Source organism: Achromobacter sp. RW408, assembly GCF_003184165.1.
Lineage (GTDB): Bacteria > Pseudomonadota > Gammaproteobacteria > Burkholderiales > Burkholderiaceae_B > Achromobacter > Achromobacter xylosoxidans.
On record NZ_QHHO01000047.1, the window covers coordinates 695331 to 710197 of the forward strand.

Consider the following 14867-nt stretch of genomic DNA (forward strand, 5'->3'; position numbering starts at 1 on the left):
CAGGCGCCGCGCGGCGCCCTCATTCCTTGCGCAGCTTGGCGGGCAGCACCGGCCCCTGCATCTCGCGGATCGCCTCGACGAATTCGCCGATGTCCTCGAAGCTCTTGTACACCGACGCAAAGCGCACGTAGGCCACCTTGTCGAGCTTGCGCAGCTCGTTCATGACCAGTTCGCCGATATGCCCGGAAGCCACTTCGCGCAGCCCGCTGGCCAGGAGTTGTTCCTCGATGCGGGCGACGGCGGCGTCCACGTCCTCGGTGCTGACCGGGCGCTTGCGCAGCGCCAGGCTCAGGCTGGCGCGCAGCTTGGCGGGATCGTAGTCGCTGCGGCTGCCGTTGCGCTTGACCACGGACGGCATCGCCAGCTCCACCCGCTCGTAGGTGGTGAAGCGCTTGTCACAGGACTGGCAGCGGCGCCGGCGACGGATGGCGTCGCCCTCTTCCGAGACACGGCTGTCGACGACCTGCGTTTCGGAGTTGCCGCAAAATGGACACCGCATGTGTGATCCCTGAAAACACGGAAAGCAATAATTCGCCCATATTGTAACGAGGCGACAGTCGATCCGTGGCGACTATGACAAATTCGTCCCTATTATTTTTGCCACGATGACCGCCGGCGCGCAAGCGCCATTGGCCCGAAAACAAAAGGACGGCCCCTTGCGGAGCCGTCCTCGTCATGTGCCGGCGGGAAAGATCCGCCGCCGCATCACTTCTTGCCGTACACCGGCAGGCGCGAGGTCAGCTCATTGACCTTGGCGCGCACGGCGGCGATGTTGGCTTCGTCACGCGGGTTGTCCAGCACGTCGGCGATCAGGTTGGCGGTCAGCTCGGCCTCGGCTTCGGTGAAGCCGCGGGTGGTCATGGCCGGCGTGCCCAGGCGGATGCCGCTGGTCACGAAGGGCTTTTCCGGATCGTTCGGGATGGCGTTCTTGTTGACGGTGATATGAGCCTGGCCCAGCACGGCTTCGGCTTCCTTGCCCGTGATGCCCTTGGCACGCAGGTCCACCAGCATGACGTGGCTTTCGGTGCGGCCCGAAACGATGCGCAGGCCGCGCTTGACCAGCGTGTCGGCCAGCACCTTGGCGTTCTTGACCACTTGTTGCGCGTAGGTCTTGAATTCGGGTTCCAGCGCTTCCTTGAAGGCCACGGCCTTGCCGGCGATGACGTGCATCAGCGGACCGCCCTGGATGCCGGGGAAGATGGCCGAGTTGATGATCTTCTCGTATTCGGCCTTCATCATGATGACGCCGCCGCGCGGGCCGCGCAGCGACTTGTGCGTGGTCGAGGTGACGAAGTCGGCGTGCGGCACCGGGTTGGGGTACGCGCCGCCGGCGACCAGGCCGGCGTAGTGGGCGATGTCGACCATGAACAGCGCGCCGTTGTCGTGAGCGATGCGGGCCATGCGCTCGAAGTCGATGTGCAGGGCGTAGGCCGAGGCGCCGGCGACGATCAGCTTGGGCTTGTGCTCCTTGGCCAGCTGCTCGACCTGGGCGTAGTTCAGGACTTCGTTTTCGTCCAGGCCGTACGAGATGAAGTTGTACAGCTTGCCCGAGGCGTTGACCGAGGCGCCGTGCGTCAGGTGGCCGCCTTCGGCCAGGCTCATGCCCAGCACGGTGTCGCCCGGCTTCAGGACGGCCATGTACACGCCCTGGTTGGCTTGCGAACCCGAGTTGGGCTGCACGTTGGCGGCTTCGGCGCCGAAGATCTGCTTCAGGCGGTCGATGGCCAGCTGCTCGACCACGTCGACGTATTCGCAACCGCCGTAGTAGCGCTTGCCCGGGTAGCCTTCGGCGTACTTGTTCGTGAGCTGCGTGCCCTGGGCTTCCATGACGGCCGGGCTGGCGTAGTTCTCCGAAGCGATCAGCTCGATGTGCTGCTCTTGGCGAACGTCTTCCTTCTGGACGGCGGCCCAGACGTCCGGGTCAGCCTTGGAGAGGGTGAGGTTGCGGTCAAACATGACGGGGGGTTCCTGAGGCGGTAAGAGAGGAGAAAACTGCGCCCGGGTGGGTAAACCCGGATAATGACGAATAGTTTACCGCGTACCGCCGCTTTCCCTGTCGCCAAAATGCCCCGAATGGCGGCAAAATTCCCGCCAAGGGCGCGAAATTTCCGCGATCCGTCCGTGGCAGGAAAACCCTCTCAATCCGACTTGAGAAACTTTCATGCAAACCCAGACTTTGCTCGCCTACACCCTGGTCGCCGCCGTCAGCGTCGTCACCCCCGGCCCCGCCAGCATCCTGGCCATGCGCAATGGCGCCGCCGGCGGCCTGCGCGCCGTGCTGCCGTCGTCGCTGGGCAATATCACCGGCCTGTTCCTGCTGTCCGGCGCCGCCATGCTGGGCCTGGGCGTGGTGCTGCAATCGTCCGCCCTGCTGTTCGCCATCCTCAAGATCGCCGGCGCCGCCTACCTGATCTACCTGGGCCTGCGCCACCTGCTGGGCCGCAGCAGCGTGGCCGCGCCGCCGCCAGACAGCCAGGGCCGCCCGCCGCGCGGCGCGCTGGCGCTGTACCTGGAGGCCACCCTCGTGGCCGGCCTGAATCCCAAGCCCATCCTGTTCTTCACCGCGCTGTTCCCGCAGTTCCTGAACGCGGCCGAGCCGCTGCTGCCGCAGTTCTTCATCCTGACCGGCATCTTCATGGGCCTGTCGCTGCCATCGCTGCTGGCCTACGGCCTGCTGGCGCGCCGCGCCCGCCGCCTGTTCCAGCAGCCACGCGCGCTGCGCTGGATCAACCGGGCGGTGGGCTCGGTGTTCGTCGCCTTCGGCGTGGCGCTGCTGCGCCTGAAGCGCGCCGGCGCCTGAAGGCGCCGCGCCTCCGGCGGATGGCCGGGAAATAAAAAAGGGCCACATTGATGCGGCCCTTTTTGCTGATCGCGAGGAATCAGGACGCCGAGGTCGCCCCGATCTGCTTGGGCGCCAGCTTCGGGTTGAGCGTGTAGGTGCCGGTCAGCGACGCCTGCGCCAGCACGTGCTTCTGGATGGCGCGCAGCGCGTCCTCGCCGGTGAACGAACCCTGCAGGTTCAGCGTATGGACGTCCAGCGCGTACAGCGTGAACACGTAGCGGTGCACCAGTGCGTCGTTCCAGGGCGGGCACGGGCCGTCATAGCCGAAATAGTCGCCGCTCATGTCGTGGTCGTTGGCGAACCAGGACGAGTACGAGTTGATGCCCTGGCGGGCATCCAGCGGCGCCAGCGGGCCGCCCTTGCCACGCGGCGTGATACCGCTGGAAAAAGCGCCTTCGTCGATTTCGCGCATGTCGGCCGCCAGGTCGACCAGCACCCAATGGAAGAAGTCCACCCGCGGCAGGTCGGCCGGCACTTCACGGCCCTCCTGGTTGACGTCGTCGGGCTTGGAGGGAACGTCCGGGTCGTGGCAGATCAAGGCGAACGACTGCGTACCCGCCGGGACATCGTCCCAGGAAAACTGCGGGTTGTAGTTGTCAGCCAGCGCGACGTGCGATTGCGCATCGATCTTGCCGAAGGCGTAGCGCTCCGGAATCGACTCGTTATCGGAAAAAGACAAACTCGAAAGTTTCATGTCGTGCTCCTTGAAGTGCTGCGAAGGCATCCCAGCCTTGAACGTCCCTCCAGCGTATCAAAATCTTCGCGATTATGGGTTCAACTTAACACGCGCGAACTTGCGCTTGCCCACCTGGACCACGTAAGTCCCCGCAGGCAGTTGCAACGATTTGTCTTCGACCCGGTCGCCATTGACGCGCACCCCGCCCTGCTCGACGTTGCGCTGCGCCTCGGAACCCGAAGCCACCAGGCCAGCCTCGCGCAACAGTTTGAGGATGCCGACCGGCGCGCCGCCGACGCTGACCTCGGGCATGTCCTCCGGAATCGCGCCGTCGCGGAAACGCGCCTCGAACGCGGCCAGGGCGTCCTCGGCGGCCTTGGCCGAATGGAAACGGGTGATGATTTCCTGCGCCAGCATGACCTTGGCGTCGCGCGGATTGCGGCCGCCGTCGATCTCCTGGCGCAGCGCGGCGATGTCTTCCAGCGAACGGAACGACAGCAGCTCGAAGTAGCGCCACATCAGCGTGTCGGAAATCGACATCAGCTTGCCGAACATCGAATCGGGCGACTCCGAAATGCCGATGTAGTTGCCCTTGGACTTGGACATCTTCTCGACGCCGTCGGTGCCGACCAGCAGCGGCATCGTCAGGATGCACTGCGGCTCCTGCCCATACTCCTTCTGCAGCTCGCGGCCGACCAGCAGGTTGAACTTCTGATCGGTGCCCCCCAGCTCCAGATCGGACTTCAGCGCCACCGAGTCGTAACCCTGCATCAGCGGGTACAGGAATTCATGCACCGAGATCGGGATGCCGCCCTTGAAGCGCTTGGTGAAATCCTCGCGTTCCATCATGCGCGCCACGGTGTAGCGCGACGCCAGCTGGATCATGCCGCGCGCGCCCAGCGGGTCGCACCACTCCGAGTTGTAACGGATCTCGGTGCGCGCCGGATCCAGCACCAGGCTGGCCTGCGCATAGTAGGTCTTGGCGTTGGCCTCGATCTGCTCGCGCGTCAGCGGCGGGCGGGTGCTGTTGCGGCCGCTGGGGTCGCCGATGGTCGAGGTGAAGTCGCCGATCAGGAAAATGACCTCATGGCCCAGGTCCTGCAACTGGCGCATCTTGTTGAGCACCACGGTATGGCCCAGGTGGATGTCCGGCGCGGTCGGGTCCAGCCCCAGCTTGATGCGCAGCGGCACGCCGGTGGCGCGGCTGCGGGCCAGCTTGCGGGCGAATTCGGCTTCGACCAGCAACTCATCGCATCCGCGCTTGGCAATACGCAGATCGGCTTCGACTTCGGGGGTGATGGGGGCTTCGGAGGGTGACATTTTTGGGGGGCCGCAACGGCTTCAGCCGATAAAAAGGTGTAAAAAGTGACGAAAACTATCGAAAATTCTAGCCGAATCAGCTAGGATACCGCCCTAATCATACGCAACTGTCATATATACGCAGTTGTGCTCCGGTTACCACCCGTTGTTCACAAGATGCGCCCCGCGCCAGCCCTTGCCCCGGAAAACGTGGCGCGCGGGGGCCGTTCGTGTCACGCACCCTGCGAGCTCATGCCACCTGAGAGGGTATCTTCACGATGAATCGTGGCCTCCACGACCTGGCGAGTAGCATCAAACGCAAAGTTGCCGCCGTATTTGCGCCCGTCGAGCCCAAGCCGCATCGCTCGGGACTTTTCCGCCGCACTCTCCTCGTCACCGCCATGGGTCTGTTTGCCGGCGCCGCCGCCTTGGGCATGGTGCAGCAACCCGACCGCAGCGAACTCCCCCCGTCCCGCGTCATCCAGAGCATCCTGCCGCTGACCACCGAACAGGTCGAAGTCAGCACGCCCAGCGCCGCGCCCTACATCAGCGAAACCCGCATCCGCGCGGGCGACACGCTGGCCGCCGTGCTGCAGCGCCTGGAGCTGGACTCCCCGGACCTGCAGACCTTCCTGACCCACGACGCCAGCGCGCGCAGCATCTACAAGCTGTACCCGGGCCGGTCGGTGCAGGCCGCGACCGACGCCGAAGGCAACCTGATCTGGCTGCGCTACATCCACACGCCGGGCAACGAGGCCGACGGCCAGGTCGTCACCCGCATGCTGCACGTGGCGCGCACCGACGCCGGCTACAAGGCCGAGGAAATCACCGAAAGCACCGATCGCCAGACCCGCGTCGCCGTGGGCACGATCCGGTCCTCGCTGTTCGGCGCCACCGATGCCGCCGGCATCCCCGATTCGGTCACCATGCAGATGGCCGACATCCTCAGCGCCAAGATCGACTTCCTGCGCGACCTGCGCCAGGGCGACCAGTTCCGCGTGGTCTACGAAGTGCGCTCGCACGACGGCCGCTACGCCGGCGCCGGCCGCGTGCTGGCCCTGGAATTCATCAACGGCGGCAAGACTTACTCCGCCGTCTGGTTCAGCGCCGACAACAAGACCGGCTCGTACTACGACTTCGACGGCACCAGCCTGCGCGGCGCGTTCCTGCGCACCGCCCTGAAGTTCAGCCGCATCAGCTCCACCTTCGGCATGCGCATGCACCCCATCCACAAGACCTGGACGGGGCACAAGGGCGTGGACTATGCCGCGCCGTCGGGCACGCCGATCCACTCCACGGCCGACGGCACGGTGGAATTCGCCGGCTGGCAGAACGGCTACGGCAACGTGGTCATCGTCAAGCACCACGGCAAGTACTCGACGCTCTACGCGCACCAGAGCCGCATCGCCGAAGGCATCACCAAGGGCAGCAAAATCTCGCAAGGGCAACTGATCGGCTACGTCGGCGCCACCGGCTGGGCCACCGGTCCGCACCTGCACTACGAGTTCCGCGTCGACAACCAGCCGATCGACCCGTTGTCGGTCGACCTGCCCGTCGCCCGCGCCCTGGAACCGGCCGAAATCCGCGCCTTCAATCAGGCCGTGGCGCCGTACAAGCAGCAGATCCAGCTGCTCACCGAATTCCAGCAGACCCTGCCCGACGCGCTGACCAACGTGGCCAGCCGCTGAGCCGGACCTGCATCACGCATCCGCAAGGCGGCCCGCGCATCTCGATGCCGGGCCGCTTTTTTTACAGGCGGCTCCTGACATGACGACACCCCAGCATTTCATCGGCCTGATGTCCGGCACCAGCGTGGACGGCGTCGACGGTGTCCTGGCGCGACTGCGCGACGGCCAGCCGCCACAGGTGCTGGCCAGCGCCAGCCTGTCGATGCCCGCCGCGCTGCGGGCCGAGTTCCTGGCCCTGAACCTTGCCGGCGACGACGAACTGGCCCGCGCCGCGCTCGCCGCCAACGAACTGGCCCGCCTGTATGCGCAGGTGGTGGCGGACCTGCTGGCCGACGCCAAGCTGCAAGCGCGGGACATTGCCGCCATCGGCGCCCATGGTCAGACGGTACGCCACCGCCCCGACAGCGGCTATACCGTGCAATTGAACGCGCCCGCCCTGCTGGCGGAGCTGACCGGCATCGACGTGGTGGCGGACTTCCGCAGCCGCGACGTGGCCGCCGGCGGCCAGGGCGCGCCGCTGGTGCCGCCCTTCCACGCCGCCGTGTTCGGCGCGCCGCAAGGCCGCGCGGTGCTGAACCTGGGCGGCATCGCCAACGTCACGCTGCTGGCGCCGGACCAGCCGCCACGCGGCTTCGACACGGGCCCGGCCAATGTCTTCCTGGACGGCTGGTGCCAGCGGCACCTGGGCCAATCCTATGACGCCGACGGCCGCTGGGCCGCCAGCGGCCAGGTGCTGGCGCCGCTCCTGGAGCAACTGATCGCGAGCGAACCGTGGTTCGCGCTGCCGCCGCCCAAATCGACCGGCCGCGACCTGTTCAACATGCGCTGGCTGGACGACCGGCTGGCCGCCTACGATGGTCCCAGGCCGGCGCCGCAGGACGTGCAGGCCACCCTGCAACGCCTGACGGCCCGCACCGTCGCCAACGCCATCGACGCCGCCGGCACGGACGTGCGCGAGCTCTATGTCTGCGGCGGCGGCGCCTGCAACCCCGGACTGATGCGTGAGTTGGCGTATTGCCTGCAGCGCCCGGTGCATGCCACCGACGCGCTGGGCGTCCCGGCGCAACAGGTGGAGGCGCTGGCGTTCGCCTGGCTGGCCCAGGCCTTCCTGGCGCGCCGCCCCGCCGGCCTGCCCGGCGTCACCGGTGCGCGTGGCGCGCGCATCCTGGGCGCCTTGTATCCCGCCTGACGCGCGCCGCCCGCACGACAAAAAGCCCCTCGGAAAACCGAAGGGCTTTTTTTGTGGCCGAGCGGGCGTGGCCCGCCGCCATCGCGGCGCAACGCCGCTACCGGTTTACACCGAGAACGACGAGCCGCAGCCGCAGGTGGTGCTGGCGTTGGGATTGCGGATGACGAACTGGGCGCCTTCCAGGTCTTCCTTGTAGTCGATCTCGGCGCCGACCAGGTACTGGAAGCTCATGGGGTCGACCAGTAGTTGCACGCCGGCCTTGTCCAGCACGGTGTCGTCTTCGTTGACGACTTCGTCGAACGTGAAACCGTACTGGAAACCCGAACAGCCGCCGCCCTGCACGAACACGCGCAGCTTCAGCTCGGGGTTGCCTTCCTCGGCCAGCAGGTCCTTGACCTTGGCGGCAGCCGAGTCGGTGAACACCAGGGGAGCAGGCGGGGCGGCCTGCAGGTCGACGGTTTCGGTCACTGCATTCATGATTCACTCCTGGCCGCTGGGGCCGTATTCCGATGAGCGGCTGCGCCGCTCGCATGTAGTCACTATAGCGCAGCGCCGCCCGGACTCAAAGTTCGAGCTTGACGCTGCGGGAGGCGCGGACCACATCGCCCTCCAGGACACTGATGGTGACGCTTTCGGGGACAAATCCCTCGGGCACGGCCAGGACGCCCTGGCTGCGCTGATACTGGTCGAACTGCAAGGCCAGCGACGCCGCGGTGGTGGTTTCGCCGGTGGCGGGCACGGGACCGCTTTCGGCCTTGACCTGCATCGGCGCCAGGTCCACGGTGACGGTTTCGCCCTTGAGCGTGCCGACGGCCTGGAACCGCAGCGTGCCGGCGAACGGGGCGGCGCCATTGCGGCCGCTGCGCATCAGCAGCACCTTGTAGCGCAGCCCGCCGCCTTCGCGGTCGATCTGGGCGCCGCGGATGTCCACGGTGCCTTCGGGCCCCGGGGGCAGCAGTTGTTCATAGAACGCCAGCTGGTCGCGCACGCGGCCGATCTCGGCCTGCGCGGCGTGCAGCTGGGTTTCGAGTTCCTGGCGCGCCGAGCGCTCGATCACCAGCTCGCCGTCGGCGGTATCGAGCTGGCCGCGCAGGTAGCGCAATTGCACCGCCTGCTGGCGCATGGCTTCGTCGCGCGTCTCGACCTGCGCCGCGCTGAGCACGACGGCGTCCTTGGGTTGGTAGACGCCGCGCGCGTAGTAATAGCCCGCCGCCGCGCCCACCAGCACACCGGCCAGCACGCCGGCGGCGACCCGCAGGCCGAGGCCGGCACGGGAAGTTCGAGGCGTCGCGGAGGAATCGTTGGACATGGGGAGCGGGCCGGCGGCACACCGCCGGCCCGGCCGGACGTCAGGGCAGGATCGCGACCTGGTCCAGGCCGACGGTCTCGGGGAAACCGAACATCAGGTTCATGTTCTGCACCGCCTGGCCGGCCGCGCCCTTCACCAGGTTGTCCTGCACCACCATGATGATGAGCTGGTCGCCGCCGCCCGGGCGCGACAGTGCGATGCGCAGGTTGTTGGAAGCGCGCACCGAGCGCGTCTCGGGCAGGCTGCCGGCGGGCATGACGTCGACGAACGCTTCATCGGCGTAGCGCTGCTCGAACAGGGCCTGGAAGTCGGTGTCGCGCGCCTCGGGCTTGATGCGGGCGTAGATGGTCGAGTACATGCCACGGATCATCGGCACCAGGTGCGGCACGAAGGTCAGGCCAACCTTGCCGCCGGCGATCTTCTCGAGCTGGGCGACGATTTCGGGATGGTGACGGTGGCCGGCCACGCCGTAGGCCTTGAAGTTGTCGGATGCCTCGGAGAACAGCGAGCCGACTTCGGCCTTGCGGCCGGCGCCGGACACGCCCGACTTGCAGTCGGCGATCAGGGTCTGCGCATCCACCAGTTGCTTGCCGCCCTCGAGCAGCGGGGCCAGACCCAGCAGCACGGTGGTCGGGTAGCAGCCCGGGTTGCCGATCACGCGCGCCTTGGCAATGGCTTCGCGGTTCAGCTCGACCAGGCCGTACTGGGATTCAGCCAGGATGTCCGGGCAGGTATGGGGAATCTTGTACCAGCGTTCGAAGGTGGGCACGTCCTGCAGGCGGAAGTCCGCGGCCAGGTCGATGACCTTGGTGCCGGCGGCGATCAGTTCCTGAGCCTGGGCCATGGCCACGCCGTGGGGCGTGGCGAAGAACACCACGTCGCAGTCGGTCAGCGTGGCCTTTTCCGGCGAGGAAAAGGCGATCTGCACGCGGCCGCGCAGGTTCGGGTACATGTCGGCCACCGGCAGCCCGTCTTCCTTGCGGGACGTGATGGCGGTCAATTCCACGTGGGGATGCTGCGACAGCAAGCGCAGCAGTTCGACGCCGGTGTAACCGGTGCCGCCGACGATGCCAACCTTGATACGGGAGTTCGATGCTTGGGCCATGATGTGTGCTCTTCGTAGAACGAGGCTCGATTGTATCGCTCGGACAACCGGCCTTGCCGCCGCGCATGAAAGCGCGGCAACCGATGTCCGACCGGACGATGCCCGCGGAGTTCCGCGAGCTGGGGCATGTAAAAAAAAGCCCGCACGAGGCGGGCTTTTTTCGCAGCGATTAACGCTTGCTGAACTGCTTGCGACGGCGCGCCTTGCGGAAGCCGACCTTCTTGCGTTCGACTTCGCGGGCATCGCGGGTCACGAAACCAGCTTGCGACAGCGCGGGCTTCAGGGTCGCGTCGTAGTCGATCAGGGCACGCGTGATGCCGTGACGGACTGCGCCGGCCTGGCCGGTTTCACCGCCGCCGTGCACGTTGACCTTGATGTCGAACGATTCCAGGTGGCCGGTCAGTTCCAGCGGCTGGCGCACGACCATGCGGCCGGTTTCACGGGCGAAGAATTCGTCGACGGGCTTGCCGTTGACGACGATCTTGCCGGTGCCCTTCTTGATGAAAACGCGAGCCACCGAAGTTTTGCGACGGCCGGTTCCGTAGTTCCAGTTACCGATCATGGCGTTTCCTTAGATATCCAGCGTCTTGGGCTGCTGGGCGGTGTGCGGGTGCTCGGCACCGGCATAGACCTTCAGCTTCTTGATCATGGCGTAGCCCAGAGGACCCTTGGGCAGCATGCCCTTGACGGCCTTCTGAATGGCGCGACCGGGAAAACGCTCTTGCATCTTCTCGAAGTTCGTTTCGCGGATACCGCCCGGGTACGTGGTGTGGCGGAAGTACTTCTTGTCCTTCGCCTTGGTACCGGTAACGACGATATCGGAAGCGTTGATGATGACGATGTAATCGCCGGTATCAACGTGCGGCGTGAATTCAGGTTTGTGCTTGCCACGCAGACGACGTGCGACTTCGCTGGCCACACGACCGAGGACTTTGCCCTTGGCGTCGATCACAAACCAGTCACGTTGGACTTCATGCGGCTTGGCCACAAAGGTCTTCATGATGGTTCCTAGATATGAAAAATGGTCTCTGACTGGACGATCCAGCCAGGCTTTTTCCCTCAACTAGACAATGGAGCCGGCATCTTTCCAGCAACTGGGTTTCAGTGCCGGGTTTCAGCCAACCCACGGTCCCTATCGACGTCCCGCCTAAGCGTTATTACCCGCCCGTGCAATGGTCAAAATGAGGGAAAGCCTGAAATTCTACCACGGATGCTCAAAAAATGGGCAGCCGCGATCGAATCCAGGTGGATGGACAGCCGTTCCGAGGGAAACGACTGTCGCATTTTTAAAGGGGACGCAAGTGCACGCCGCCGGGAACCCCGCCAGCGCTCCAGCGCCCCTTCCCCGTTCCACCGCGCGGATCAGGCGCCCAGGTAGGCTTCCAGCACCCGCGGATGGCCCAACAGCCCGCGGCCGGTGCCCGACAGCGCCATGGCGCCGTTCTCCAGCACGTAGCCGTGCTGGGCGATCTTGAGCGCCTGGCGCACGTTCTGCTCCACCAGGAACAGGGTCAGGCCGTCGGCGTTGATCGCCCGCAGCGAGCGGAAGATTTCCTGCACCACGATCGGCGCCAGGCCCATCGACGGTTCGTCCAGCAGCAACAGGCGCGGCTTGGCCATCAGGGCGCGGCCGATCGCCAGCATCTGCTGTTCGCCGCCGGAGAGATTGCCGGCGATGCCGGTGATCCGCTCTTTCAGGCGCGGGAACAGGTTGAAGACGTATTCCAGGTCCGAATCGATGTTCTTCAGGCCGCGGCGGTAAGCGCCCAGCTCGAGGTTTTCCAACACGGTCATGGTGGTGAGGATGGCCCGGCCTTCCGGCACCTGGACGATGCCGCGCGCCACCAGCTGGTGCGGCGCCAGGTTGGTGACGTCCTCGCCTTCGAACAGGATCTTGCCGCGCGCCTTGGGCAGCAGGCCCGACAGCGCCAGCAGCGTGGTCGATTTGCCGGCGCCGTTGGCGCCGACCAGGGCGGTGATTTCCTTGGCTTCCAGGTCCAGGTCGATGCCGCGGACGGCTTCGATATGGCCGTAGTTGACCTCGAGTCCGCGGACTTCCAGCATTGCGCTGCTCATTGTGCGGCCTCCGCGTTGTCGATGTCGTCGTCGTCCTCGCGGCCCAGGTAGGCCTCGATGACCTGCTCGTTGTTGCGGATCTCTTCAGGCCCGCCGCAAGCGATGATCTTGCCGAAGTTCAGCACCGCGATGCGCTCGCACAGCCCCATCACGAAGCGCATGTCGTGCTCGATCATGAGGATGGTGTAGCCGCGGTCGCGGATCGCCAGGATCTCGCGCATCAGCTCGGCGCGCTCGCCGGTGTTCATGCCTGCGACCGGTTCGTCCAGCAGCAGCAGCTTGGGCTCGGTGGCCAGCGCGCGCGCCAGCTCCAGGCGGCGCTGCTCGCCGTACGACAGGTTGTCGGCCAGGTCGTTGGCCTTGTGGTCCAGGCGCATCCACGTCAGCAGCTCGTGGGCGCGCTCGCGGGCGCGCTTTTCGTGCTCGCGGTAGCCCGGCAGGCCCAGCAGCAGGCTGGGGAAGCCGTAGTTCATGTGGCGGTAGGCGCCCACCACCACGTTCTCCAGCAGCGTCATCTCCTTGAAGAGACGGATGTTCTGGAAGGTGCGGGCGATGCCCATGCGGGTGATGGCGTGCGGCTTGCGACGCAGCAGGCTTTCGCCATTGAAGGCGATGCCGCCGCCGCTGGGCGGCAGCAGGCCGGTGATCAGGTTGAACACCGTGGTCTTGCCGGCGCCGTTGGGACCGATCAGGCCGAAGATCGCGCCTTCGGGCACCGACAGGCTGACGTCATGCAGCACGTGCAGGCCGCCGAAGCTCTTGGAAACGGAGGTCAGCTCAAGCATGGCGCTTGCCTCCTTGACGCATCCAGCGCTTGAAGCGCGCCGGATCCCAGATGCCTTGCGGCAGGAAAAGCACAATCACCACCAGGATCACTCCGTTGATGACCAGGCGGAAATCCGCGAACCCGCGCAGCAGCTCGGGCAGCACGGTGATGATGAAGCTGCCCAGCACCGGACCGGCCAGACCGCCGATACCGCCCAGGATGGCCATCGTCAGGATTTCAACGCCACGGTCGAAGCCGTATTCGTTGGGGCCGATGAAGAAGGTCAGGTGCGCATTCAGCGCGCCGGCCAGGCCGGCGATCATCGCGCCCGCCACGAAGGCCAGCATCTTGTTGGCGCGCACGTCGATGCCCATCAGGCCGGCCGCGGTCTCGTCGCCGCGGATGGCCTCGAAGGCGCGTCCGATCTTCGAGGCGCGCACGCGCCACAGGACGAACAGCACGATGACGACCGCCAGGATGACGTGCCACCACTGCGTCAGCTGCGGAATGCCGTTAAGGCCCAGCGCGCCGCCGGTGATCGACTCGGTGTTCAGCACCGTCACCCGCACCACTTCGCCGAAACCCAGCGTGGCCATGGCGAGATAGACCCCTGACAGCCGCAAGGTCGGCAAGCCGATCAGCGCCGCCACCAGGGCCGGCGCCGCCATGCCGCCGGCCAGCGCGACCGGGAACGAGACGTCGTAGTTCATGGTGAGCAACGCCGCCGCGTAGGCGCCGATGCCCATGAAGGCCGCATTGGCCATGGCCAGCATGCCGCAGGCAAGCGTCAGCCAGATGGAGAGGGCCAGTAGGGCGTTGGTGCCGAGCGTCAGCACCAGGTTGCCATAGATGGCCCAGAAGTTTTCGAATCCGCTCATACTCAAGCCTTGCGTTGAACCACTTTGCCGAACAGACCTTGCGGGCGCACCAGCAGGATCAGGAACAGCAGGCCGAATGCCACCGCGTCGCGCATGGTGGAGCCGATATAGGCCACCGACAGCACTTCAGCGAAGCCCAGGAACAGCCCGCCCAGCATGGCGCCACGAATGTCGCCCATGCCGCCAAGGATGATGACCGCGATGCCCTTGTGCAGCATCGGCTGGCCCATCAGCGGGAACAGCGCGTTCGAGTACAGGCCGATCAGCACGCCCGCGACCCCGCCCAGGGCGGCGGCGGCGAACGAGGTGGTGATGAAGAGCTTTTCGACGTTGATGCCCAGCAGCCAGGCGGCCTTGGGCGATTCGGCAATGGCGCGCAGGGCGCGGCCGAACTGCGTGCGACGCATCACGAACATCAGCAGGGCCATCAGCGCGAACGACAGGAAGATGATGCCCAGTTCGATCACGGTCAGGTGCAGGCCGGCGATCTCGATCACTTCCTCGGGCACGGTGCCGTGCGGGAAGCGCAGGTTGCTGGCGCCGAAGATGCCTTGCGCGCCATTGTTCAGGATGATGCCCACGCCGATCGTGGCGATCATGGGGATCAGGTGGGGGGCATTACGCTTGCGCAGCGGCTTGAGCACCAGGTAGTCGATGATGACCCCGGTGAAGCCGGCGACGAAAAATGCCACCATCAGCGCCGCCCACAGGGGCAGGCCGAAATGCTGCACCACGGAGAGCGCCGCGTAGGCCCCCACCATGAAGACGGCGCCATGCGCGAGGTTGATCACCCCGAGCACGCCGAATACCAGCGTGAAGCCCAGCGCGAACAGTGCGTACACACAGCCCAGCGACAAGGCGTTAACGAATTGTTGTTCCAACATGATGGGACATATTCCAAATCAAAAAAGAGCCCCCACGCCGCGCCCCCTGCGTGGACTTGCCGCTCGCCAGGCACGGCTTCGGGACCCGGGGCAGGCCTGTGTAAGGCCTTCCACGCCGCGCATTGCGTGGACCTGCCGCCCTGAGAGAGCCGTTC

Annotated in this window: 16 protein-coding genes; 3 read left to right on the top strand and 13 right to left on the bottom strand. The window is 66.0% G+C overall.

Features of this window, described 5'->3' with window-relative positions; genetic code table 11:
- Positions 1–19 precede the first annotated feature (19 nt).
- On the bottom strand, positions 20–499 hold the full coding sequence (nrdR, locus tag DK459_RS19325) for a transcriptional regulator NrdR (protein WP_006388651.1): 480 nt from the start codon (positions 497–499) through the stop codon (positions 20–22).
- A 206-nt stretch (positions 500–705) separates the two neighbouring features.
- The gene (glyA, locus tag DK459_RS19330; RefSeq protein ID WP_006388650.1) at positions 706–1956 is read right to left on the bottom strand and encodes a serine hydroxymethyltransferase; all 1251 of its coding nucleotides are present in this window, start codon (positions 1954–1956) and stop codon (positions 706–708) included.
- Between the two features lie 205 nt (positions 1957–2161).
- Between glyA and DK459_RS19335 the strand changes: the two genes are divergently transcribed.
- Positions 2162–2800 (top strand): LysE family translocator, encoded by a 639-nt coding sequence (locus tag DK459_RS19335; protein WP_054506232.1) that lies wholly within the window; start codon positions 2162–2164, stop codon positions 2798–2800.
- Between the two features lie 79 nt (positions 2801–2879).
- Here the strand turns inward: DK459_RS19335 and DK459_RS19340 are convergent, their stop codons facing one another.
- Complete coding sequence (locus DK459_RS19340) at positions 2880–3536, bottom strand: YbhB/YbcL family Raf kinase inhibitor-like protein (protein ID WP_006388648.1); 657 nt, start codon at positions 3534–3536, stop codon at positions 2880–2882.
- Between the two features lie 72 nt (positions 3537–3608).
- Positions 3609–4838, bottom strand: a complete 1230-nt coding sequence (gene tyrS, locus DK459_RS19345; protein WP_054506233.1) for a tyrosine--tRNA ligase — start codon at positions 4836–4838, stop codon at positions 3609–3611.
- A gap of 257 nt (positions 4839–5095) precedes the next feature.
- Here tyrS and DK459_RS19350 point away from each other — a divergent pair, with 257 nt between their 5' ends.
- A complete protein-coding gene (locus tag DK459_RS19350; protein WP_006388646.1) occupies positions 5096–6505 on the top strand; it encodes a peptidoglycan DD-metalloendopeptidase family protein in 1410 nt (469 codons plus the stop codon).
- Between the two features lie 79 nt (positions 6506–6584).
- Positions 6585–7694, top strand: a complete 1110-nt coding sequence (locus tag DK459_RS19355; RefSeq protein WP_070542910.1) for an anhydro-N-acetylmuramic acid kinase — start codon at positions 6585–6587, stop codon at positions 7692–7694.
- A gap of 105 nt (positions 7695–7799) precedes the next feature.
- Here the strand turns inward: DK459_RS19355 and erpA are convergent, their stop codons facing one another.
- The 9 genes from erpA to DK459_RS19400 all read right to left on the bottom strand — a co-directional run bounded on the left by erpA (position 7800) and on the right by DK459_RS19400 (position 14712).
- Positions 7800–8171: an iron-sulfur cluster insertion protein ErpA gene (gene erpA / locus DK459_RS19360; RefSeq protein ID WP_006388644.1), complete on the bottom strand. Its 372-nt coding sequence runs from the start codon at positions 8169–8171 to the stop codon at positions 7800–7802.
- 85 nt (positions 8172–8256) lie between these two features.
- The gene (locus DK459_RS19365; protein WP_024067698.1) at positions 8257–9003 is read right to left on the bottom strand and encodes a DUF6776 family protein; all 747 of its coding nucleotides are present in this window, start codon (positions 9001–9003) and stop codon (positions 8257–8259) included.
- A gap of 40 nt (positions 9004–9043) precedes the next feature.
- Complete coding sequence (gene argC / locus DK459_RS19370) at positions 9044–10108, bottom strand: N-acetyl-gamma-glutamyl-phosphate reductase (protein ID WP_006388642.1); 1065 nt, start codon at positions 10106–10108, stop codon at positions 9044–9046.
- A gap of 169 nt (positions 10109–10277) precedes the next feature.
- Positions 10278–10670 (bottom strand): 30S ribosomal protein S9, encoded by a 393-nt coding sequence (gene rpsI, locus DK459_RS19375; RefSeq protein ID WP_006388641.1) that lies wholly within the window; start codon positions 10668–10670, stop codon positions 10278–10280.
- 9 nt (positions 10671–10679) lie between these two features.
- A complete protein-coding gene (gene rplM, locus DK459_RS19380; protein ID WP_006217309.1) occupies positions 10680–11108 on the bottom strand; it encodes a 50S ribosomal protein L13 in 429 nt (142 codons plus the stop codon).
- Between the two features lie 362 nt (positions 11109–11470).
- Positions 11471–12184, bottom strand: coding sequence for an ABC transporter ATP-binding protein (locus DK459_RS19385; RefSeq protein WP_006388640.1), 714 nt, complete (start codon positions 12182–12184; stop codon positions 11471–11473).
- Positions 12181–12969, bottom strand: a complete 789-nt coding sequence (locus DK459_RS19390) for an ABC transporter ATP-binding protein (RefSeq protein WP_020925256.1) — start codon at positions 12967–12969, stop codon at positions 12181–12183. The genes DK459_RS19385 and DK459_RS19390 overlap by 4 nt, the downstream gene beginning before the upstream one ends.
- A complete protein-coding gene (locus DK459_RS19395; protein ID WP_006388638.1) occupies positions 12962–13828 on the bottom strand; it encodes a branched-chain amino acid ABC transporter permease in 867 nt (288 codons plus the stop codon). The genes DK459_RS19390 and DK459_RS19395 overlap by 8 nt, the downstream gene beginning before the upstream one ends.
- Before the next feature lie 2 nt (positions 13829–13830).
- The gene (locus DK459_RS19400) at positions 13831–14712 is read right to left on the bottom strand and encodes a branched-chain amino acid ABC transporter permease (protein ID WP_006388637.1); all 882 of its coding nucleotides are present in this window, start codon (positions 14710–14712) and stop codon (positions 13831–13833) included.
- Positions 14713–14867: the final 155 nt, after the last annotated feature.